Genomic DNA, 19,557 nt, shown 5'->3' with positions numbered 1-19,557 from the left:
CGGTCAGGCCTCTGTCTCGCCCATCTCGGCGAGCGTGCGCGCGGCGATGGCGAACGCCTCGTTCGCCGCGGGCACTCCCGCGTAGACCCCGGTGTGCAGCAGCACCTCGGCGATCTCGCCGGGCGTGAGCCCGTTGCCGATCGCGGCCCGGACGTGCATGGCGATCTCGCCGTGGCACTTCAGTGCGGTGAGCGCGGCGAGGGTCACGCAGCTGCGGGTCCTGCGGTCCAGCCCTTCGCGGGTCCACACCGAACCCCACGCGGAGCGCGTGATGTAGTCCTGGAACGGCTGGGTGAACTCGGTGGTGTTCGCGACGGCGCGGTCGACGTGCTCGTCGCCGAGCACCTCGCGCCGGACCTGCATGCCGCGCTCGTAGAACTCGTCGCTCATCGGTCCGCCTTCAGGTGCTCGACGATCAGGTCGTTGAACCGGGCCGCCTGCTCGACGTTGCCCAGGTGCGCGGCGTGGGGCACCACCTCGAGGCGGGCGCCGGGGATCGCCTCGGCGATGGGCCTGCCGTGCTCCTCCGGCGGGGTCGCCGGGTCGTCGGCGCCGGAGATCACCAGCGTCGGCGCGCTGATCTTGGGCAGGTCGCCGAGCAGGTCCATCGAACCGATCGCCGCGCAGCACGCGGCGTAGCCCTCGGCCGGGGTGGCGGCCGTCATGTGGTGGTACTCGCGGGACAGCTGCGGGTGGGTGGCGCGCCACTCGGCGGTGAACCAGCGCTCGATGCTGGAGTCGGCGATGGCCGGCATGCCCTCGGTGCGGGCCAGCTGGGCGCGCTCCTCCCACATCGCCGGGGTGCCGAGCTTGGCCGACGTGCAGCACAGCACGAGCCTGCCGATCCGGTCGGGGACGTTGACGCCCAGCCACATGGCGGTCATGCCGCCCAGCGAAAGCCCGACGACGTGTGCGCGTTCCACGCCGAGCGTGTCCAGCAGCTCCACGACGTCGCCGCCGAGGTCGGCGAGCGAGCACGGCGTCTCGGGCACCGGCGTCCTGCCGTGCCCGCGGTGGTCGTAGCGCACCACGCGGAATCCGGCCGAGGTCAGGGGCTCGACCTGCGGGTCCCACATGCTCAGGTTGCTGCCGATCGACCCGGAGAGCACCACGACCTCACCGTCGGCCGGCCCCTCGACCACGTGGTTGACCTTCACGGCTGCTCCTTTCCCTTGCGATGCGCTGCCAGCGCGCGCTCGACGAACACCTTGGCGCTGCCAAGGTAACCGGCCGGGTCCAGCAGCTCCTCGGCCCGTTGCCGGCTCAGGTGCTCGCCGAGCAGCGGATCGGCCGCGAGCAGCTCCGCCAGCGGTTGCTGCTCGGCCACGGCCCGCCTGGTGCACGCGGTGACCGCGTCGTGGGCGGCGAGCCTGCCCACGGCCGGGGCCAGCTCGGTGGTGACCCGCTCGGCGAGCAGCACTCCGCCGCCCGCGTCGAGGTTGGCGCGCATGCGCACGGAGTCCACTCGCAGCCGCTCGACGCTCGTGCGCAGCCAGTGTGCCGCCGAGCCGGTGGTGCGCAGCAGCTCACTCAGTGGCCGCCACTCGGCGTGCCACGCGCCCGCCGCGCGCTGGTGCTCCTGCTCCATCGCGGCGAGCAGGTCGGCCACCAGGCCGGGCGCCTGCTTGGCACCCGCCAGCGCCGACACGGCCGCCACCGGGTTGCGCTTGTGCGGCATGGTCGACGAGCCGCCGCTGCCGGCCGGGCCCTGCTCGTGCAGCTCGCCGACGTCGGTCTGCGCGAGCAGCACGATCGACCGGGCGATCCCGGCGATCGCGCCCGCCGCCTCCCCCAGCGCACCCGCGAGCTCGGCCACCGGGGTGCGGTCGGTGTGCCACGGCAGCACCGGCTCGGCAAGGCCCAGCCGGTGCGCGAGCGCGGCGAGCACCTCAGGGCCCTGCTCACCGAGGGAGGCGAGTGTGCCCACCGCGCCGCCCAGCTGCGCGGGCAGCCGCAGCGACTCCAGCCGCCGGGTCGCGGTGTCCAGGGCCGTCAGCCAGCCCGCCGCCGTGAACCCGAACGTCACCGGCAGCGCATGCTGCAGCAGCGTCCGTCCAACCTGGACGGTCTCGGCGTGCTCGGCGGCGAGCGTGGCCACGGCGTCGGCGCAGGCCCGCAGATCGGCGAGCAGCGGGCGCAGCGCCCGCGTGGCCACGAGCATGGCGGCGGTGTCGACGACGTCCTGGCTCGTGGCGCCGCGATGGACGTGCCGGGCCGCCTCGCCGCCCACCCGCTCGGTGAGCGCGCGGACGAGCGGACCGGCCGGGTTGCCGATGCCGGTGGCCCGCCGCCCCAGCTCGGCGACGTCGTAGTGCTCGCTCCGGCAGGCGGCGGCGATGGCCTCGGCGTGCTCCCGCTCGACGAGCCCGGCGTCCGCCTGCGCCGCGGCGAGCGCGGCCTCGAAGTCGAGCATGGCGCGCAGCCAGGCCGTGTCGCCGGTCTCGTCGCGGACGGCACCCGCGGCGAGCACGGGATCGAAGAGGCTAGACATCAACGAACGTCACCGGCCCCGCCACCGACCGCACGGGACCGGCGCACTCTCGAACGTGGTCAGACATCAAAGAACACTGTCTCGCCCTCGCCTTGAAGTCGCACGTCGAAGCGGTAGCCGTCCCCGGTCCTGGTGGCGATGAGGGTGTCCCTGCGCTCCTCCGGCACGGACGCGAGCACCTCGTCGGCCGCGTTGGCGTCGGCGTTCTCCGGGAAGTAGATGCGGGTGACCACCCGGTGCAGCATGCCGCGCGCGAACACCGACACGTCGATGTGCGGAGCCTCGCCGGGCAGCGGTCCCGGCACCTGCGTGAGGATGCCGTACTCGCCGTCGTCGTTGGTCGGGCAGCGGCCGAAGCCCCGGAAGCCCGGCTGGGCGCCGCGCGGGTCGTCGGGGTGGTCGAACCGGCCGTGCGGGTCGGCCTGCCACGTCTCGATCAGGGCGTCGGGCACGGGTGTGCCCGCACCGTCGGTGACGACGCCCCGGATCCACACCGCGCCCGGGGTTGCCTCGTCGACGACGGCCGGCCCGTCCTCCCAGGTCAGCCCGATCGACAGGTAGGGACCGACCGTCTGTGAAGGGGTGCTTCCGAGGCTCATTCGTCGTCGTCCTCCTCTGTGTTCTGCGGGGCACCCGCACCCGGTCGGACTCCATGAGCGAAGAGCAAATTGTGGCTCACTCGTCCTCCTCGTCGTTCTCGAACGGCGTCGCATCCCGCCCTCGCAGCACGATGTCGAACTCGAAGCCCAGCGCCCACTCGGGCATGGTGCGGCTGTGGTCGTAGCGCGAGATCATGCGCTGCCGCGCCTTCTCGTCGGGCACCGAGTTGAAGATCGGGTCCTGGAAGAACAGCGGGTCGTCGGGGAAGTACATCTGGGTGACCAGCCGCTGCGTGAATGCCGTGCCGAACACCGAGAAGTGGATGTGCGCGGGCCGCCAGGCGTTGTCGTGGTTCTTCCACGGGTAGGCGCCCGGCTTGATGGTGACGAACTCGTAGCGGCCCTCGTTGTCGGTGATGGTGCGGCCGACGCCGGTGAAGTTCGGGTCGATCGGCGAGGGCCAGTTGTCCCACTTGTGCCGGTACCGCCCGCCCGCGTTGGCCTGCCAGATCTCCACCAGCGAGTTCGGCACCGGCCTTCCGTCGCCGTCGAGCAGCCTGCCGTGCACGATGATCCGCTGTCCCTGCGGCTCACCGGCGTGCTGGCGGGTCAGGTCGTGGTCGAGCTCGCCGAGGCGGCCCGGGCCCAGCAGCGGGCCGGTGACCTCGGTGAGCTTGTGCGGCAGCAGCACCAGCGGCTGCTGGGGGTGGCGCAGGCTGGTCGACTTGTAGCCCGGCGAGTCCAGCGGCGGGTGGGTGCCCTCCGGGTCCCGCCGGTAGCTCGGCAGCGCGAGTCCCGACTCCGACGACGACACTGTGGTCATGCGGTCCCTCCTGTGTTGTTACGCCTCCAGCACGACGGCCAGGCCCTGACCGACGCCGATGCAGATGGCGGCGAGGCCCCAGCCTCCGCCGCGGCGGCGCAGCTCGTGGGCGAGCGCGCCGAGGATGCGCCCTCCGGACGCGCCGAGCGGGTGCCCGATCGCGATCGCCCCGCCGTTGACGTTGACGATCTCCGGGTCCAGCTTCGGCCAGTCGGCAAGGCACGCGAGCGACTGCGCGGCGAACGCCTCGTTGAGCTCGACGGCGGCCAGGTCCTCCCAGCCGATGCCCGCCCGCTGCAGGGCGATCTCGGCCGCGCGCACCGGCCCGATGCCGAACACGTCCGGGTCGACCCCGGCCGCTCCGCGGCCCGCGATCCTGGCCAGCGGCGTCGCGCCGACGCGCTCGGCGCCCGCGCTGTCGGCCAGCAGCACGGCCGAGGCGCCGTCGTTGAGCGGGGACGAGTTGCCCGCCGTGACCGTCCCCTGTGGACGGAAGGCCGGCTTGAGCTTGGCCAGCTTCTCCATGCTGGAGTCGGCGCGGATGCCCTCGTCACGCTCCAGCTCGGTGCCCGGCACGGGCACCACGTGGCTGTCGTAGAAGCCCTCGTCCCAGGCCCTGGCGGCGTTGCGGTGGCTGCGCAGGGCGAACTCGTCCTGCTGCTCGCGGCCGATGCCGTAGCGCTCGGCGAGCAGTTCGGTGCTCTCGCCGAGCGACACGGTCCACTGCTCGGGCATCCGCGGGTTGACCATGCGCCAGCCGAGCGTGGTCGAGTACATCGTCTCGTGGCCGTTGGGGAAGGCCTTGCCCGGCTTGGGCAGTACCCACGGCGCGCGGCTCATCGACTCCACGCCGCCCGCGACGGCCACCGACGCGTCGCCGACCGCGATGAGCCGGCTTGCCTGCATCACGGCGTCCAGGCCGGACCCGCAGAGCCGGTTGACGGTGCTGCCGGGCACGCTCGTCGGCCAGCCCGCCAGCAGCGCGGCCATGCGGGCGACGTTGCGGTTGTCCTCGCCCGCACCGTTGGCGTCGCCGAGCACGACCTCGTCGACGCCAGCGGGGTCGACGTCGCCGCGCGCGGCGAGCTCCCGCAGCATGTGTGCGGCGAGGTCGTCGGGGCGCACCCCGGACAGCGCACCCCCATACCGCCCGAACGGCGTACGCACCGCGTCGAGCACGAACACCTCGTTCACGCTGCGTCACCCCCCGAGCGGGTCACCACAGCTCCCCAATGTGGCATTGGGTGCGTTGAGCGGAGCGAATGCCGCATTGGGGAGGTTGAGTGGAGCGAATGCCGCATTGGGGAGATCACTTGCTCGCCTCCTTGAGCGCACGCAGGGTGGACAGCTCGGCCTCGGTCGGCGCGTCGGTGCGGGACAGCTCGGGCGAGACCTTCAGATCCCAGCCGGTGGCCTCACGCACCTGTTCCACCTCGACACCGGGATGCAGCTGGGACAGCATCAGCTCGGAGGTGTCCGGATCGGGACGCAGGATGCCCAGGTCGGTGATCACCAGCGTCGGGCCGGCGCCACGCAACCCGAGCCGCTCGCGGTCGCCCTTGCCGGAACCGTGGCCGACGGAGGTGACGAAGTCGACCCTGTCCACGAAGCTGCGCCTGCTCTGCCGGACCACGACGTAGACCTCGTGGCAGGACGCGGCGATCTCGGGGGCGCCGCCCGCGCCGGGCAGCCGCACCTTCGGGTTGGCGTAGTCGTCGCCGATGACGGTGGTGTTGATGTTGCCGAACTTGTCCAGCTGGGCCGCGCCGAGGAAGCCGACATCGATGCGGCCCGGCTGCAGCCAGTAGTTGAACACCTCGGGCACGCTGATCACCGCGTCCGCGGTCTCGGCGAGGATGCCGTCGCCGATCGAGGCGGGCAGCCGGTCCGGCTTGGAGCCGAGCGTGCCGGACTCGTAGACGAGCACCAGGTCGGGGGCGTGCGTGCGGCGCGCGACGTTGGCGGCGGTGGAGGGCAGCCCGATGCCGACGAAGCAGCGCTGCCCGTTGGACAGCGCCCGCGCGGCGGCGATCGACATCATCTCGTCGGAGGTGTAGGTCAGCTCGGCGTCAGTGGTCGCGGTCACTTGGCACCCTCCATGGTGAACACCTTCTCGCGAAGCCAGTCCTCGAACGAGTCCCTCTTTCGCCCAATGGAATCCCACTTCTCGTAGTAGGCGTTGTCGCGCTCGTAGTAGCCCTGGGCGTACGACGGGTGGGCCCCGTGGGGAACCTCGGCCACGCACGTCACCGCCCAGCTGGGCAGGACCAGCTGGCCGGGCACGGGCTCGAGCTCGTCGACGACCTCCTCGACGGTGACCAGGCTGCGCCGCGCCGCGAGCACCGCCTCCTTCTGCACGCCGACGAGGCCCCAGATCTGCACGTTGCCCGCGCGGTCCGCGCGCTGGGCGTGGATGATCGAGACGTCCGGGTTGAGTGCGGGCACCGCCGCGAGCTGCTCGCCGGTGAACGGGCAGGTGATCTGCTTGATCGTGTCGGTGTGCCTGGGCAGGTCGGTGCCGCTGTAGCCGCGCAGCACGGCGAACGGAAGACCCGACGCGCCCGCCACATAGCGATTGGCCATGCCTGCGTGGCTGTGCTCCTCGATCTCCAGCGGCACCGGGTGGCCGTTCTGCACGGCGTCGCGGAAGCGATGCAGCGAGCCGACCCCCGGGTTGCCGCCCCAGGAGAAGATCAGCTTGCGCGCGCAGCCCGCGCCGATCAGCTGGTCGTAGACGATGTCCGGCGTCATCCGCACCAGCGTGAGGTCCCTGCGCCGCTGCCGGATGATCTCCTGCCCGGCCGCGTGCGGGATCAGGTGCGTGAACCCTTCCAGGGCGACCATGTCGCCGTCGTGAACGAGCCTGCCGACCCCCTCGGCCAGCGAGACGATCTCTGCCACGTTGCCCACCTCGTTCGCATTACGCACAAACGTTCTCCATAAGAACATATCGGCACCGGGGACGGTCGTCAATCTCCGGCCCTGCGAGCCCCGCGGGACGGTTAAGGTGCCTGTGACTTCTCAACGGCGACCTCAGGGAGCGGCGAATGGCGGGCGCACGGCCTCGGATCGTGGTGACCAGGGAGATTCCGGAAGCGGCGCGGGAGGTCCTGCACGCGGCCGGGGACGTGTGGTGGCCCCAGCCCGACCGCATGCTGCCCACCGAGGAGCTGCACGCGGCGGTCGCGGGTGCCGACGCGGTGGTCAGCACGCTGCAGGACCGCATCGACGGCGCGTTCGCCGACGCCGCGGGCCCCCAGCTCAAGGTCGTGTCGACGGTCGCCGTCGGCTACGACAACGCCGACGTGCCCGCGCTCACCGACCGCGGCATCGTCTTCACCAACACGCCGGGCGTGCTCACCGACGCCACCGCGGACCTGGCGTTCGGGCTGCTGCTGTCGGTCACCCGCAGGCTCGGCGAGGGCGAGCGGCTGCTCCGTTCGCGCACGCCGTGGTCGTTCCACCTCGGCTTCATGCTCGGTTCGGGACTGCAGGGCAAGACGCTCGGCATCGTCGGCCTCGGCCAGATCGGGCAGGCCATGGCCCGCCGCGCGCTCGCCTTCGGCATGGAGATCGTCTACAGCGGACGGCGGCGGGCCGACGCGGCCGTCGAGCGGGAACTGCGCGCACGGTACGTGCCGTTTCCCGAACTGCTGGCAGGCAGCGACGTCGTGTCACTGCACTGCCCGCTGACGCCGGAGACACGGCACCTCATCGACGCGGACGCGCTCGCGACGATGAAGCCCTCGGCGTACCTGGTGAACACCACCCGGGGTCCCGTGGTGGACGAGGGGGCGCTCGCCGACGCGCTGGCGCGCGGCGTCATCGCCGGAGCGGGGCTGGACGTGTTCGAGAAGGAGCCCGAGGTGCATCCCGGGCTGCTGGAGCTGGACAACGTCGCGCTCGCGCCGCACCTGGGCTCGGCCACGGTGGAGACGCGCACCGAGATGGCCCTGCTGGCCGCCCGCAACGCCGTCGCCGTGCTCACCGGCGCCGAGCCACTCACCCCGGTGAAGGGACGCTGAGCATGCGCGTCGTCGTCGCACCCGACAAGTTCAAGGGCAGCCTCACCGCCGTCGAGGCGGCCGAGGCCATCGCCGAGGGCGTGCGCGCGGCCGCGCCCGGCGCCGAGGTGACGCTGTGCCCGGTGGCCGACGGCGGGGAGGGCACGCTCGACGTGCTGCTCGCCGCCGGGGGCAAACGCGTGGACCTGCGCGTGAGCGGCCCGCTGTCCCAGCAGGTCGACGCCTGGTACGTGGTGCTCGACGGCACGGCCTATCTGGAGTCGGCGCGCGCCTGCGGCATCGAGTACGTCACGCCGTCACCGGAGACCGCGCTGGCCGCGCACACCTACGGGGTCGGCGAGCTGATGGCCCACGCGCTGGCCGGAGGCGCGTCGCGGATCGTGCTCACCGTCGGCGGCACCGCGAGCACCGACGGCGGCTCGGGCATGCTGCGTGCGCTCGGCGCGGTGCTGCGCGACGACGCCGGCGCCGAGCCCGCGCTCGGGGGTGGCCCGCTGGGCACGGTCGCGAGCGTCGATCTCACCGCCGTGCGCGAGCGGCTGGGCGGGGCGGCGGTACGTGTGGCCACCGACGTGACCAACCCGCTGCTGGGACCCGAGGGCGCCGCCGCCGTCTTCGGCCCGCAGAAGGGCGCGGGCCCGGCGCAGGTGCGGCAGCTGGAGGCGTCGCTGCGGGCCTGGGCCGGTGCGCTGGAACGCGCCGGGGGCGCTCCCGTCGGCGACGTGCCCAGCGCCGGCGCGGGCGGCGGGGTGTCCGGCGGGGCGATGTCCGCGCTGGCGGCCCGGGCCGAATCGGGGTTCGAGCTGGTCGTGGAGCTGACCGGCGTCGCAGGCGCACTGCCGGGGGCGGAGCTGGCGATCACCGGCGAGGGTTCCCTCGACCGGCAGAGCCTGGCCGGGAAGGCCCCCGCCGGCATCGCGGCGATGGCGGGCCGTGCCGGGGTGCCGGTGCTGGCGGTGGCCGGCCGCGTCGCCTTGCGTGACGACGAGCTGGCCGGAGCCGGAATCGCCGGGAGCAGGGCGCTCATCGACCACGCCCGCTCGCTGGACGAGGCCCGGCGCGACGCCTATCCCCTGCTGCGCGAGCAGACCACCGAGCTCGTGCGCGACTGGCTCGCGCGGCGGACGTGAGGTGTCACGGCTTCAGCACGACCTTGATGGCGCCGTCCTGCTTCTTCTGGAAGATGTCGTAGCCGTGCGGCGCCTCGTCGAGCGGGATCTGGTGCGTCGCCAGGTCCTCCACGCCGAGCGGGTCGCCGTCGCCGGTCAGCAGCGGCATGACGTCGTCGGTCCAGGCCCGCACGTTGGCCTGGCCCATGCGCAGCTGGATCTGCTTGTCGAACAGGTCCATCATCGGCATCGGGTCGACCATGCCACCGTACACACCGGACAGTGAGATCGTGCCGCCCCTGCGCACGATGTCGATCGCAAGGTGCAGGGCGCTCAGCCGGTCCACCCCGGCCTTCTCGGTGACCTTGGCGGCGATCTGCGGGGGCAGCATGCTCGCGAACTGCTGCGCGAGCTGGCCGAACGGGGCGCCATGGGCTTCCATGCCCACCGCGTCGATGACCGAGTCGGTGCCCCTGCCGTCGGTGCGGTCCCTGATCACCTCGGCGAGCCGCTTGTGCCCGCGCAGGTCGATCGTGTCGATGCCGTGCCGTTGCGCCATCTCCAGCCGCTCCGGCACCAGATCGACGCCGATGACCTGCCCCGCGCCGCGGTAACGGGCGATGCGGGCCGACATCTGCCCGATGGGGCCAAGACCGAGGACGGTGACGCTGCCGCCCTCGGGGATGCCCGCGTACTCGACGGCCTGCCACGCCGTGGGCACCACGTCCGACAGGTACAGGAACCGTTCGTCCGGCGGCCCCTCGGGAACCTTGACCGGGCCGAAGTGGGCCTGCGGCACGCGCAGGTACTCGGCCTGCCCGCCGGGCACCTGGCCGTACAGCCTGGTGTAGCCGAACAGCGCCGCACCCTTGTCGTGCTCGCTGACCTGGGTCGTCTCACACTGGGTGTAGAGCCTCTGGTCGCAGTAGAAGCAGTGGCCGCACGCGATGTTGAAGGGCACGACGACCCGGTCGCCCGGCGAGAGACCGGTGACGGCGCTGCCGACCTCCTCGACGATGCCCATCGGCTCGTGCCCGAGGATGTCGCCCCTGCTCATGAACGAGCCGAGCACCTCGTACAGGTGCAGGTCGGATCCGCAGATGCCGCTCGAGGTCACCCTGATCACGGCGTCCGTGGGCTCGCGGACCTTCGGGTCCGGGACGCTCTCCACGCGGACGTCGCGTTTTCCTTGCCAAGTCACGGCTTTCATCCAGAACTCCTTCTCGCTCGATCTGCGAGGCGGATACCCGGGTGAAACACCGTCAAACGACTATATTGTCCACTGAGGACAGACATGTGGGGGCGGAAGCCGCCACCGGTGGCCACGTGCATCGCCGCAACGCCACCGATGACCGGCGTCCAGCTGCCCTCAGCCCTCCGGCTGCTGCATCACCGCAAAGTTGAGCTGGCCCTGGTCGTCCTGCTGGACGTCGAGCACCTTGTCGTCGAGGAACGAAGCCGCTTGTGGCTCAAGGAAAACCCGTGCGCCACCCTCGGTGCCGAGCACCTGGTCGCCGTCCTCGGGCGCCGGGGCGATCGACAGCGCGAGCTGCGCTCCCGCATCGGTCTGCTCCTGCACCGCGAACCGCAGCCCCGCTGCCTCCTGGCCGTCCTGGGAGGTCAGAGCGCTGATCGCCTCAGCAGCAGCGTCAGTCATGGCAAGCATGTTCGGCGTTTCCCTTCGATTGCGTACAGCTGCCACCCCCCACCGTAGGGGTGCCGGGGCCGAAGCGCTCCCCGGGCCACGCCGATGGGGTCACATTGCCGTGGCGACCACACACAGATCCGACACCAGATCGGCGTAGGCCTGCTTACGGTTCTCCTCGGGCGCCCGCAGCACCGCGGACGGGTGCACGGTCGCGAGCACGCGGGGTGGCGAGGCGGGAAAGTCCAGGGCATCGAGCAGCTCACCCCGGTGGGCGCTCACCTTGAACTCCGGGCCCAGCAGCGACTGCGCGGCGGTCGCGCCGAGGCACACCACCACCTCCGGTGTCACGGCCTCCAGCTCGGCCACCAGCCACGGACGGCAGGCCACGATCTGCGAACGGGCGGGCTTCTTGTGAATGCGCCGCTGGCTCTTCTCGTCGCGCGTCCAGCGGAAGTGCTTGACCGCGTTGGTGACGTACACGGTCCCCCTGTCGATGCCCGCCTCCTCCAGCGCGCGATCGAGCAGCCCGCCCGCGGGCCCGACGAACGGCTCGCCCGTGCGGTCCTCGCGGTCTCCGGGCACCTCACCCACCATGACCAGCCGCGCGTCCTGCGGTCCCGCGCCGAACACCGTCTGGGTCGCGTCCCGGTGCAGGTCACAGCCGCGGCAGTCACGCGCGGCCTCACGCAGGCCGGGCAGCCGCCGGTCGGGCGGCAGGTAGTTCTCGGCGCCTTCCTGGGTGACCACGGCTTCAGCCCCGGGCATCGTCCAGCGTGTTGGCCCACCGCAGCGCATGGGCCACGGCGTCGAGCCTGGCCAGCGGGTCGGGGTCGGACGAGACCAGGCTCACGTGGAAGCGGGCGTCGTCGGCGTCGGCGTTGAGGGTGGCCAGCACGGCCCGCAGCGTCGCGCGCAGCGCGGGCTGGAGCTGGTCGATGCCGACATCGCGGTCGTCGGCGTCGAGCAGCTCGACGGCATAGAGGTCGCCCTCGTTGTCGGCGTACTCGCTCCTGCGCCGCAGGATCCGCACGATCATGGCGACGAGTTCCAGCAGGACCGGCTCGAAGAGGTGCCGTTGCGGCCCGTTGGCACCGACCATCCGGGTGACCAGCGGCGCCAGCGCGTCCATGTCCCCGGTCCTTGCCACGCTCAGCAGCGTCTCGGCCAGCCCCCGGACGCGCACGTCGCCGGCGCTCACTCGTCCTCGCTCTCGGGCACGCGGATGGCGTCGGCGACCGAGCCGCCCGCCTCGTCGGCGTTCTGCCCCCTGCGGACGGCCGGCGTGTCGGGCGGCACCACCTCGTCGTTCGGCGGCTCAGGCTCGACGTCCTCGGTCCGGTGGTCGATCGAGTCGTCCAGCTCGGGCGCCGGAGTCGCCGCGATCGGCCGCTCGGGCACCGCGGGTTCGGTGACGTCCGGCTCCTCCTGCTCCACCTTCTGCTCCAGGCTCTCGCCCTGTTGCTGCTCGAACGGCGTGTTGCCGTACCCGTCGGCCTGCGACCAGTGCTCGGGCGGTTCGACGCCCTCCTCGAGAGGGTCGACCCGGAGCCGGTCCTCGTCCAGATCCTCCGCGCTGTTCAGCGCCGCCGGATCGGTCTCGGCGGTGTCCGGCAGGCCAACGTCCTGCGGTGGCGTCACGTTGTCGTAGCCGTCGCTCATGGCCTCTCCCTCCCAACAGCTCGGCTACGGCTGTACCCGGGGCGATCGACGGACAAACGCCACCGGTATGGGCGACAAGACACGCAGCGGCCCCTGGCCAGGGTGGCCAAACGGGGTCGAACACGGTGAGAACTCCGTGTTAAGCCAGCACAGCGCGGCTTGCCAAGCACGGTCGGGGTTCCTACGGTGGGAAGCGCGGTTGAACCCACAGCCGTCATCCCAGGGGCGGGCCTACCCCCCTGCACTGGCTTGTCCGGCCGCAGCCGTCGGCATTCGAGAACAGCACATGTGGGTCCGCCCGTTTCCCATCCGATGAACGGAGGGACGGCAGTGCGAAGCACTCAAACAGACATCCGCACAACCCAGCAGGCCCCGGTGGACAACCACGGCATGCGTATCGACAGTGAGGCCGGTGACAGCGGTGTCGTGCTGGCGCACGTCGTCGGGGAGGTAGACCTGCTCTCCGCGCCCCGGCTTCGGGAATGGGTGCAGCAGCAGGTGACGCCACCCGGCGCATTGGTGCTCGACCTCGACCGCGTCGGCTTTCTCGGCTCCGCCGGGCTGTCCGTGCTCGCCGAGCTCGCCGAGCAGTCGTCGCAGCGGCAGCTCACCTGGGCGATCGTGGCGACCAGCCGGGTGGTTCTGCGGCCACTGGAAGTCACCGGCCTCGTCGACCAGATGCCGGTGTTCTCGTCGGTGTCCGACGCGCTGGCAGCCGTGACCAGGTCCTCCTGACGGTCACCCGTATCACACGATTCATATAGTTTCCTAACTTCACGATTTCGTGAAACGGCAGTAGTGTTCAGGACATGACATCGGTGCCTGCGGCGCACTGGATCGCCCGGATGGCCTCGCTGCCACGCAGGCATCGCGAGCTGGGCAGGCACGCCCTGCTCTACCTGGTGGCAGGCGGGGCGACCACCCTCCTGCAGGCGCTGCTCTACCTGACCGCCCGCGCACCGCTCGGTGCCTACGCCGCCAACCTGGTGGCCATCGGGATCACCACGGTCGCCAACACCGAGTTCCACCGCCTGGTGACCTTCGCGGGTGCCGAGGCCGCCGCCGCCCGCAGGCACCTGCAGACGGTCGCGACCTTCGCCTTCTACGCCTGCGCGGGCTCGACCGTGCTGCTGGTGCTGCACAGCACGGTCGAGCACCCGTCGCCCACGCTGGAGACCGCGCTGCTGGTGGCCACCACCGTGGCCGGTGGCGTCGCCCGGTTCCTGGTCCTGCGCACCTGGGTGTTCCGGCGCCGGGTCAAGATGACGGGGTGACCACACGCGACGAGGAGGGCCACGTCACCGAGACCGAGCCCGACTACCGGTTCACCCTCGCCAACGAGCGCACGTTCCTGGCCTGGATCCGCACCGCACTCGGCCTGGTCGCCGGTGGCGTTGCCGTGCACCAGCTGGTGCCGGACCTGGCCACCGCGGGCGCGCGCACCGCGCTCGCCACGCTCAGCATCACCCTCGCGGCGGTGCTCGCCGGAGCCGCCTACCCGCGCTGGCGGCAGGTCCAGCGCGCGATGCGGCGGGGCGCCGCCCTGCCCCGCAGCGGGCTGCTGCTCGTCCTCGCCGCCGGGGTGCTCGTGCTCACCGTCTTCGCGGCCGTGCTCGTGGTGACCGGATGACCGGGCAAGAGGGCGCCATGAGCGACGGCCTGCAGCCGGAACGCACCGGGCTGGCCTGGCAGCGCAGCGCGCTCGCGGCGGGCGCCTGCGCCCTGCTGCTGTTGCACGCCGCCTCCCGCCACGGCTGGGGGCTGCTCTCGCTGCCCGGCGCGCTGTGCGCGGCCACGGCCGCCGTGCTGGCCGTCGGTGGCGGCAGGCGCGAACAGCACCTGCGGCACGAGAGCGAGCCCGCCCCGGTGAGCCACCTGCTCGTCCTGGCCGTCGCCGCCCTCGTTCTGGCGACCGCCGCGACGAGCCTGGTCACCTTCCTGCTGTAGCGCTACGCACGTTCGTGCGAACGGGGCAACTTTTGTTGATATCTGGATTACCCGACCGGATGCACCTAGGATTACGCTCGGTGGTCACGAGCAGGCTGGCTCCCCCGCACCTCCCGTTCGCGGACCCCGTGCCCTTACGCCGTCCTGGACCTCGACGGCGACCGCAGTGTTCATGGTCTGGGAGCCGGCTATGGAGAGCGTCGCCTCAACTCTCGCGCGCACCCCTGCTCAGGAGCAGGACGCGCCCGCACGCAACGATCCGCTGGACAAGGCGGAACTCGATCCGATAGTGCACGCGGCGGCCGACGGCGACAGCTTCGCCGTCTCGGCTCTGCTGGGCGTCATCACCCCCGTCGTGACCCGGTACTGCCGCGCGCGGCTGGGCAGGCGGGACCTGTCCTACGTCTCCGCCGACGACGTCGCACAGGAGACCTGCGTGGCGGTGCTGCGCGCCCTGCCGAACTACCAGGACCGCGGCGGCTCCTTCCTGTACCTGGTGCACGCGATCGCGTCCAACAAGGTCTCCGACGCCTTCCGGCTGGTGTCGCGGGAGCGCTCGGAGCCGACGGCCGACGTGCCCGAGCCCGCGCTCGGCGACAACGAGCCCGAGCGGATGGCGCTCAACACCGATCTCGGCCACCGGCTGAACAACCTGCTCGGCTGCCTGCCCGCGACCCAGCGGGAGATCGTCATCCTGCGCATCGTCGTCGGCCTCTCGGCGAAGGAGACCGCCGAGGCGCTGGGCATCTCCTCGGCCAACGTCCGCACCTCCCAGCACCGGGCGCTCAACAAGCTGCGGGCCCTGCTCGACAGGGAGGCCGAGCGCTAGCACCACCGGGGCGGGCGGCCACCCGGACCCGATGTCCGGCGTGCGCACGCGATCTTTAAAGTTGTCCCGAAGCGGTTGAGCACACAGCCGCAGCGCGCCGGGTGACGGGCCACCACCGGTCACGGCACCCGGCGTTCGCGCGAACGCGAGGCGCTGCGAGCTGAGCCGCCCGGTGCCAACCCGGCCGGTTGCCCGACCGACTCCTGGCTGCCCTCGTGTCCGCGCTTGTCTCGCGACTTCTCGACCGAGGGAGCCAACCATGACGCCACGACACACCCTGCCCGCCCCGTCCTGCGCGCCGGCGCGCTGAGCGAGGCGGTCAGACGGGTGGGAGACACCACGGGCCACCACCGGCCGGACGTGGCCGGGGACGAAGATCTGCGGGAGCAGATCGCCAGCCTGCAGGAGGAGCTGAACGGCCTGCGCCGCGCCCTGCGCACGCGCGCCACGATCGAGCAGGCGATGGGAGTTCTCGTCGTCGTGCACCAGTGCTCACCCCAGCAGGCGTTCCGGGTGCTCGTCCGGCTCTCGCAGCAGCACAACATCAAGCTGCACCGGATCGCCCAGGTGCTCGTCCGGCTCGCCGCGAGGGTCGAGCCAGAACAGATCGAGCCGCTGCTGCGCAGGGCCGTCAGCAGCGGGTCCGTGCCACTCGACGGCGAACCACCCGAGCCGGACACCGAACCCGACCGGGCCGTGCTCGAGCACGCCCGCGCGCTCGCGGAGAGCGGTGAGGACGACGAGCTCGACAAGCGCCTGACCACGCTGTACGAACTGCTGGTCGACCGCGGCTGGGTGCCGCCCTACGACGTGCTGGCGAGCTTGCGCGTCCGCATCTGAGCGACGATCCACACGTGCCGAACGGCCCGTTACCGGCTGGTGTGGCCGGTAACGGGCCGTTCGGCAACCGGCGTGGGGTCAGGAAGCGGCCTCGCGCAGCGCGGGCAGCAGCTCCCCCTTCGCGGCCTCGAGGAACGGGTCCTGGACGTCGCCGCCGATCTGCACCAGGGCGAGATCGGTGAACCCGGCCTCCCAGAACGGCCGTGCGGCCTCGACCACCTTGTCCGGGTCGGCGCCACACGGGATGGCGCCCGCCACGTCGTCCTCGGTGACGAACTGGGTGGCCGCCGCGAACCCGGCCGTGCCGGGCAGCTCGGCGTTGACCTTCCAACCGCCTGCGAACCAGCGGAACTGGTCGTGGGCCCTGGCCACGGCGGCCTTGGTGTCGGTGTCCCAGGACACGGGCAGCTGCGCGATCTTGCGGGACGTCTCCTGCCCCGCCTCCGAGCGCTCGGTGTCCCACTGGCGGCACAGCTCGCCCTGCGGCTCGACGGCGATCATGGCGTCGCTGACCGGCGCGAACCGGCGCACCGACTGCTCGCCCGACACGGCGACGCCGATCGGCGTCCGCTGCTCGGGCAGGTCCCACACCTTGGCCGAGTCGACGCGGAAGTGCTCGCCCGCGAAGTTCGTGTATCCGCCGTCGAAGAGGTCGTTGATGATCTGCAGCGCCTCACCGAGCATCTCGTGCCGCACGTTCGCCGGAGGCCAGCCCTCGCCGATGACGTGCTCGTTGAGGTTCTCCCCCGCACCGAGACCGAGCAGGAAGCGCCCCTGGGACAGCAGCTGGACGGTCGCCGCCTTCTGCGCCACCACGGCCGGGTGGTAGCGCATCGTCGGGCAGGTGACGAACGACATCAGCTCGGTCCGCTCGGTGACCTGCGCGACCGCGCCCAGCACGCTCCACGCGTAAGGCGCGTGTCCCTGCGAGTCCAGCCACGGTGAGTGGTGGTCACTCATCACCTGGAAGTCGAACCCGGACTGCTCCGCCCCCTCGGCACAGCGGACCAGCTCGCGCGGCCCGGCCTGTTCGGTCAGCAGTGTGTATCCGAAGCGCACAAGGCCTCCTGACTCAGCTCGCCGCCGGCTCGGGCTGCATCAGCTTCTTTCGGCGCGCGATCGCGTCGCGCCGCTCGGACTCGTCGAGACCGCCCCAGACGCCGAACGGCTCCTGGACGGTCAGCGCGTGATGCCTGCACTCCACGATCACCGGGCAGGTCCGGCAGATCTCCTTGGCGCGGGCGATCCGGTCGGCTCGCGCGAACCCGCGTTCTCCGTCAGGATGGAAGAAGACGGAGCTGTCCAGGTTGCGGCAGTTGCCGTGTCGCTGCCATTCCCAGACCTCGGCGACGGGCGTGGGCAGGCGGGACGTCTCGGCCATTGGTGATCACCTCCGTGAGCGTGCGAACCGCGAAGTCGCTGGCGAATACCCCGGTCATCGGCAACTCACACCTCACGAGCCGGGCCGGTAGTCGTCCTCGTCGTCCACGGGCACGGGAGCCGCCTGCTCGGCCGCGTCCGCGGGATCGGCGTCCAGCGGCACCGGGGTGTCCGCCGGCTCGGCCTCGCCTGCCCGCACGGGCTGCCGCTGCTCGTCCACGTCCGCATCGGGTGCCAGGTCGCGCTTACCGTCCATGTCCGGCCAGTTACCCCACCTGCGCCGATCTCAATCCGGGCTCGCGACGGACTTTTATAGTTACCGCGGGTATCCGTTACTTGGGGTACGATCCGGCCCTGTGAGTGGCAGGCCCGACGGACGAGCGGAACGGTGGCGCGCCCACCGGGCCGCCCGCCGTGCCGCGTTCGTCGACGCGGCGTTCCGTGCGCTCGACCGGCACGGCCCCGACGCGGGCATGGCCGAGATCGCCCGCGAGGCCGGGGTGTCCAAGCCCCGGCTGTACCGGCACTTCGCCGACAAGGCCGAGCTGCACGCCGCGGTGGCCGAACGCACGTCAGCGCTGGTGTGCGACCGGCTCAGGGGCGCCATGCACGACTCCGCATCCCCTGCCGCGCGCCTGCGGGCGGCGATCCGCGCCTACGTCGGCGTGCTCGCCGAGCATCCCGGAGTCTTCCGCTTCGTGCGCGCCGGACGGCTCGGCGGGCAGCCCGGTGCCGACTGCGAGGCCGCGGCCGGAGTCGTCGCGACGTTGCTGCGCGGGCAACTGCACGCCTTCGGCATCGACTCACCCGCGGCCGCGCCCTGGGCGCACGGTCTCGTCGGCGCCGTCGAAGCCGCCGGAGCGTGGTGGCTGGACCAGGACGACATGCCGCAGGAGGCGTTCGTCGAGCACCTCACCGTGCTCGTCGGCGGCGCCGTGAACGCCGCGCTGCGCTCCGTGGGCGTCCCGCCCGAGGGCCGCGAGCCGACGCGGCAGACCAGAGAGGACGACCATGACCACAGCCGATCGCCCGCATGACATCGTGCTGTTCGGCGCCACCGGGTTCACCGGTGCGCTGACCGCGGAGTACCTGGCGCGGCGCGCGCCGGACGGATGCCGGTGGGCGCTGGCCGGCCGCAGCAAGGCCAAGCTCGAGGCGCTGCGCGACCGCCTCGCCGCGCTCAACCCGGCATGCGCGTCGCTGCCCCTGCTGCACGCCGACGTCACCGACCGTGACTCGCTGCACGAGGTCGCCGCCGCCACCCGGGTCGTGATCACCACCGTCGGCCCGTACCTGGAGTACGGCGAGGGCCTCGTGGCCGCGTGCGCCGAGAACGGCACCGACTACGTCGACCTCACCGGCGAGCCGGAGTTCGCCGACCGGATGTACCTGGCACACCACGAGACGGCGCGGCGCACCGGCGCGCGGATCGTCCACGCGTGCGGCTTCGACTCGATTCCCTACGACCTCGGCGTGTACCACACGGTCCGGCAGCTGCCGGAGCACGCGCCGATCACGGTCACCGGACGGCTGCGGGTGCGGGCGGAGTTCTCCGGCGGCACCTACTCGTCCGCGCTGACCGTGTTCTCCCGGGCGCGGACCATGGCGCGGATCGCGAGGCGGCGCAGGCAGGCTGAGCCGTGGCCGAAGGACCGCCGCATCCACATCCCGTCCGGGCCGCCGAAACGCGACCCCGAGGGCGGCGGCTGGCTGGTGCCGCTGCCGACGATCGATCCGCAGATCGTCGCCCGCTCCGCCGCGGCACTGGAGCGCTATGGGCCGGAGTTCACCTACCACCACACGGCGTCGGTCAAGCGGCTGCCGACCATCGCCGTCGCCGGTCTGGGCCTCGGCGTGCTGGCGTTGCTGGCGCAGGTGCCGCCCGCCAGGCAGGCGCTGGGCAGGCTGCGCAAGACGGGCGAGGGGCCGAGCGAGCAGCGGCGCGCGCGCTCGTGGTTCTCGGTCCGGTTCACCGGCGAGGGCGGCGGCCAGCGCGTGGTCACCGAGTTCGCCGGCGGCGACCCCGGCTACGACGAGACCGCGAAGATGCTCGCCGAGTCTGCCCTGTGCCTGGCGTTCGACGACCTGCCGCCGACGTCGGGCCAGGTCACGACGGCGGTCGCCATGGGCGATCCACTGCTCACCCGCCTCACCGACGCGGGCCTGCGCATCAGGACCCTGGAGCCGTCCTGACCGGCAGCCGCGGC

General features: G+C 72.1%; 26 protein-coding genes. 10 read left to right on the top strand and 16 right to left on the bottom strand.

Going from position 1 to position 19,557, the window contains the following annotated elements:
- Positions 1-3 precede the first annotated feature (3 nt).
- The 8 genes from pcaC to BAY60_RS15225 form a co-directional block, all read right to left on the bottom strand.
- On the bottom strand, positions 4-390 hold the full coding sequence (gene pcaC, locus BAY60_RS15260; protein ID WP_112281586.1) for a 4-carboxymuconolactone decarboxylase: 387 nt from the start codon (positions 388-390) through the stop codon (positions 4-6).
- A complete protein-coding gene (gene pcaD, locus BAY60_RS15255) occupies positions 387-1,157 on the bottom strand; it encodes a 3-oxoadipate enol-lactonase (protein ID WP_112281585.1) in 771 nt (256 codons plus the stop codon). Before pcaD ends, pcaC begins: the two co-directional genes overlap by 4 nt.
- A complete protein-coding gene (gene pcaB / locus BAY60_RS15250) occupies positions 1,154-2,491 on the bottom strand; it encodes a 3-carboxy-cis,cis-muconate cycloisomerase (protein WP_112281584.1) in 1,338 nt (445 codons plus the stop codon). Before pcaB ends, pcaD begins: the two co-directional genes overlap by 4 nt.
- 59 nt (positions 2,492-2,550) lie before the next feature.
- Positions 2,551-3,090, bottom strand: coding sequence for a protocatechuate 3,4-dioxygenase subunit alpha (gene pcaG, locus BAY60_RS15245; protein ID WP_112281583.1), 540 nt, complete (start codon positions 3,088-3,090; stop codon positions 2,551-2,553).
- Between the two features lie 76 nt (positions 3,091-3,166).
- Positions 3,167-3,913, bottom strand: coding sequence for a protocatechuate 3,4-dioxygenase subunit beta (gene pcaH, locus BAY60_RS15240; RefSeq protein WP_112281582.1), 747 nt, complete (start codon positions 3,911-3,913; stop codon positions 3,167-3,169).
- Between the two features lie 18 nt (positions 3,914-3,931).
- The gene (locus BAY60_RS15235) at positions 3,932-5,107 is read right to left on the bottom strand and encodes a thiolase family protein (protein ID WP_112281581.1); all 1,176 of its coding nucleotides are present in this window, start codon (positions 5,105-5,107) and stop codon (positions 3,932-3,934) included.
- A 115-nt stretch (positions 5,108-5,222) separates the two neighbouring features.
- Positions 5,223-5,954: a CoA-transferase subunit beta gene (locus BAY60_RS15230; protein ID WP_112282404.1), complete on the bottom strand. Its 732-nt coding sequence runs from the start codon at positions 5,952-5,954 to the stop codon at positions 5,223-5,225.
- Positions 5,955-5,995: 41 nt separating this feature from the next.
- Positions 5,996-6,814 carry a CoA transferase subunit A gene (locus BAY60_RS15225; protein WP_112282403.1) on the bottom strand — a complete coding sequence of 273 codons (819 nt, stop codon included), beginning with the start codon at positions 6,812-6,814 and terminating at the stop codon, positions 5,996-5,998.
- A gap of 146 nt (positions 6,815-6,960) precedes the next feature.
- Here BAY60_RS15225 and BAY60_RS15220 point away from each other — a divergent pair, with 146 nt between their 5' ends.
- Together BAY60_RS15220 and BAY60_RS15215 are read left to right on the top strand one after the other, a co-directional pair.
- Positions 6,961-7,938, top strand: coding sequence for a 2-hydroxyacid dehydrogenase (locus tag BAY60_RS15220; RefSeq protein ID WP_112281580.1), 978 nt, complete (start codon positions 6,961-6,963; stop codon positions 7,936-7,938).
- 2 nt (positions 7,939-7,940) lie between these two features.
- A complete protein-coding gene (locus tag BAY60_RS15215) occupies positions 7,941-9,068 on the top strand; it encodes a glycerate kinase (protein WP_112281579.1) in 1,128 nt (375 codons plus the stop codon).
- A 4-nt stretch (positions 9,069-9,072) separates the two neighbouring features.
- Here BAY60_RS15215 and BAY60_RS15210 read toward each other — a convergent pair whose 3' ends face one another.
- The 5 genes from BAY60_RS15210 to BAY60_RS15190 form a co-directional block, all read right to left on the bottom strand.
- Positions 9,073-10,257: a zinc-dependent alcohol dehydrogenase gene (locus BAY60_RS15210; protein WP_112281578.1), complete on the bottom strand. Its 1,185-nt coding sequence runs from the start codon at positions 10,255-10,257 to the stop codon at positions 9,073-9,075.
- Positions 10,258-10,416: 159 nt separating this feature from the next.
- Positions 10,417-10,713, bottom strand: coding sequence for a HesB/IscA family protein (locus BAY60_RS15205; RefSeq protein WP_112281577.1), 297 nt, complete (start codon positions 10,711-10,713; stop codon positions 10,417-10,419).
- A gap of 90 nt (positions 10,714-10,803) precedes the next feature.
- Positions 10,804-11,460, bottom strand: coding sequence for a UdgX family uracil-DNA binding protein (locus BAY60_RS15200; protein WP_245992513.1), 657 nt, complete (start codon positions 11,458-11,460; stop codon positions 10,804-10,806).
- A complete protein-coding gene (locus BAY60_RS15195) occupies positions 11,447-11,893 on the bottom strand; it encodes a hypothetical protein (protein ID WP_112281575.1) in 447 nt (148 codons plus the stop codon). Before BAY60_RS15195 ends, BAY60_RS15200 begins: the two co-directional genes overlap by 14 nt.
- Positions 11,890-12,354, bottom strand: coding sequence for a hypothetical protein (locus BAY60_RS15190; RefSeq protein ID WP_112281574.1), 465 nt, complete (start codon positions 12,352-12,354; stop codon positions 11,890-11,892). The genes BAY60_RS15195 and BAY60_RS15190 overlap by 4 nt, the downstream gene beginning before the upstream one ends.
- 390 nt (positions 12,355-12,744) lie before the next feature.
- Between BAY60_RS15190 and BAY60_RS15185 the strand changes: the two genes are divergently transcribed.
- The 6 genes from BAY60_RS15185 to BAY60_RS15160 all read left to right on the top strand — a co-directional run bounded on the left by BAY60_RS15185 (position 12,745) and on the right by BAY60_RS15160 (position 15,970).
- Positions 12,745-13,089 (top strand): STAS domain-containing protein, encoded by a 345-nt coding sequence (locus BAY60_RS15185; RefSeq protein ID WP_112281573.1) that lies wholly within the window; start codon positions 12,745-12,747, stop codon positions 13,087-13,089.
- Between the two features lie 74 nt (positions 13,090-13,163).
- The gene (locus BAY60_RS15180) at positions 13,164-13,628 is read left to right on the top strand and encodes a GtrA family protein (RefSeq protein WP_112281572.1); all 465 of its coding nucleotides are present in this window, start codon (positions 13,164-13,166) and stop codon (positions 13,626-13,628) included.
- Positions 13,625-13,984 (top strand): YidH family protein, encoded by a 360-nt coding sequence (locus BAY60_RS15175; RefSeq protein ID WP_112281571.1) that lies wholly within the window; start codon positions 13,625-13,627, stop codon positions 13,982-13,984. The genes BAY60_RS15180 and BAY60_RS15175 overlap by 4 nt, the downstream gene beginning before the upstream one ends.
- A complete protein-coding gene (locus BAY60_RS15170; RefSeq protein ID WP_245992512.1) occupies positions 13,981-14,301 on the top strand; it encodes a DUF202 domain-containing protein in 321 nt (106 codons plus the stop codon). The genes BAY60_RS15175 and BAY60_RS15170 overlap by 4 nt, the downstream gene beginning before the upstream one ends.
- A 190-nt stretch (positions 14,302-14,491) precedes the next feature.
- Entirely contained in the window at positions 14,492-15,130 is a 639-nt protein-coding gene (gene shbA, locus BAY60_RS15165) for an RNA polymerase sigma factor ShbA (protein WP_112281569.1), read from the top strand.
- A 327-nt stretch (positions 15,131-15,457) separates the two neighbouring features.
- Positions 15,458-15,970, top strand: coding sequence for an ANTAR domain-containing protein (locus BAY60_RS15160; RefSeq protein WP_112281568.1), 513 nt, complete (start codon positions 15,458-15,460; stop codon positions 15,968-15,970).
- Between the two features lie 78 nt (positions 15,971-16,048).
- On the opposite strand, the gene BAY60_RS15155 is transcribed toward BAY60_RS15160, so the two are convergent.
- From BAY60_RS15155 to BAY60_RS15145, 3 genes are all read right to left on the bottom strand, one after another.
- A complete protein-coding gene (locus BAY60_RS15155; protein ID WP_112281567.1) occupies positions 16,049-17,029 on the bottom strand; it encodes a TIGR03557 family F420-dependent LLM class oxidoreductase in 981 nt (326 codons plus the stop codon).
- A gap of 13 nt (positions 17,030-17,042) precedes the next feature.
- Complete coding sequence (locus tag BAY60_RS15150) at positions 17,043-17,351, bottom strand: WhiB family transcriptional regulator (protein WP_112281566.1); 309 nt, start codon at positions 17,349-17,351, stop codon at positions 17,043-17,045.
- Between the two features lie 72 nt (positions 17,352-17,423).
- Positions 17,424-17,606 (bottom strand): hypothetical protein, encoded by a 183-nt coding sequence (locus BAY60_RS15145; protein WP_112281565.1) that lies wholly within the window; start codon positions 17,604-17,606, stop codon positions 17,424-17,426.
- Positions 17,607-17,706: 100 nt separating this feature from the next.
- Between BAY60_RS15145 and BAY60_RS15140 the strand changes: the two genes are divergently transcribed.
- Both BAY60_RS15140 and BAY60_RS15135 read left to right on the top strand, forming a co-directional pair.
- Positions 17,707-18,387, top strand: a complete 681-nt coding sequence (locus BAY60_RS15140; RefSeq protein WP_170160416.1) for a TetR/AcrR family transcriptional regulator — start codon at positions 17,707-17,709, stop codon at positions 18,385-18,387.
- Positions 18,362-19,543: a saccharopine dehydrogenase family protein gene (locus BAY60_RS15135; protein WP_112281563.1), complete on the top strand. Its 1,182-nt coding sequence runs from the start codon at positions 18,362-18,364 to the stop codon at positions 19,541-19,543. The genes BAY60_RS15140 and BAY60_RS15135 overlap by 26 nt, the downstream gene beginning before the upstream one ends.
- The last annotated feature ends 14 nt before the right edge of the window (positions 19,544-19,557 follow it).

Source organism: Prauserella muralis (assembly GCF_003202285.1).
GTDB lineage: Bacteria > Actinomycetota > Actinomycetes > Mycobacteriales > Pseudonocardiaceae > Prauserella_B > Prauserella_B muralis.
The sequence above is the reverse complement of the archived record's forward strand: the minus strand, read 5'-3'. Positions and strand labels throughout refer to the sequence as shown.

Bases quoted from the DNA above. Each gene is read 5' to 3' on its own strand.
- pcaC (WP_112281586.1), bottom strand. From the start codon at position 390: ATGAGCGACGAGTTCTACGAGCGCGGCATGCAGGTCCGGCGCGAGGTG.
- pcaB (WP_112281584.1), bottom strand. From the start codon at position 2,491: ATGTCTAGCCTCTTCGATCCCGTGCTCGCCGCGGGTGCCGTCCGCGAC.
- pcaG (WP_112281583.1), bottom strand. From the start codon at position 3,090: ATGAGCCTCGGAAGCACCCCTTCACAGACGGTCGGTCCCTACCTGTCG.
- pcaH (WP_112281582.1), bottom strand. From the start codon at position 3,913: ATGACCACAGTGTCGTCGTCGGAGTCGGGACTCGCGCTGCCGAGCTAC.
- BAY60_RS15230 (WP_112282404.1), bottom strand. From the start codon at position 5,954: ATGATGTCGATCGCCGCCGCGCGGGCGCTGTCCAACGGGCAGCGCTGC.
- BAY60_RS15220 (WP_112281580.1), top strand. From the start codon at position 6,961: ATGGCGGGCGCACGGCCTCGGATCGTGGTGACCAGGGAGATTCCGGAA.
- BAY60_RS15215 (WP_112281579.1), top strand. From the start codon at position 7,941: ATGCGCGTCGTCGTCGCACCCGACAAGTTCAAGGGCAGCCTCACCGCC.
- BAY60_RS15210 (WP_112281578.1), bottom strand. From the start codon at position 10,257: ATGAAAGCCGTGACTTGGCAAGGAAAACGCGACGTCCGCGTGGAGAGC.
- BAY60_RS15205 (WP_112281577.1), bottom strand. From the start codon at position 10,713: ATGCTTGCCATGACTGACGCTGCTGCTGAGGCGATCAGCGCTCTGACC.
- BAY60_RS15200 (WP_245992513.1), bottom strand. From the start codon at position 11,460: ATGCCCGGGGCTGAAGCCGTGGTCACCCAGGAAGGCGCCGAGAACTAC.
- BAY60_RS15190 (WP_112281574.1), bottom strand. From the start codon at position 12,354: ATGAGCGACGGCTACGACAACGTGACGCCACCGCAGGACGTTGGCCTG.
- BAY60_RS15185 (WP_112281573.1), top strand. From the start codon at position 12,745: ATGCGTATCGACAGTGAGGCCGGTGACAGCGGTGTCGTGCTGGCGCAC.
- BAY60_RS15180 (WP_112281572.1), top strand. From the start codon at position 13,164: ATGACATCGGTGCCTGCGGCGCACTGGATCGCCCGGATGGCCTCGCTG.
- BAY60_RS15170 (WP_245992512.1), top strand. From the start codon at position 13,981: ATGACCGGGCAAGAGGGCGCCATGAGCGACGGCCTGCAGCCGGAACGC.
- shbA (WP_112281569.1), top strand. From the start codon at position 14,492: ATGGAGAGCGTCGCCTCAACTCTCGCGCGCACCCCTGCTCAGGAGCAG.
- BAY60_RS15150 (WP_112281566.1), bottom strand. From the start codon at position 17,351: ATGGCCGAGACGTCCCGCCTGCCCACGCCCGTCGCCGAGGTCTGGGAA.
- BAY60_RS15145 (WP_112281565.1), bottom strand. From the start codon at position 17,606: ATGGACGGTAAGCGCGACCTGGCACCCGATGCGGACGTGGACGAGCAG.
- BAY60_RS15135 (WP_112281563.1), top strand. From the start codon at position 18,362: ATGACCACAGCCGATCGCCCGCATGACATCGTGCTGTTCGGCGCCACC.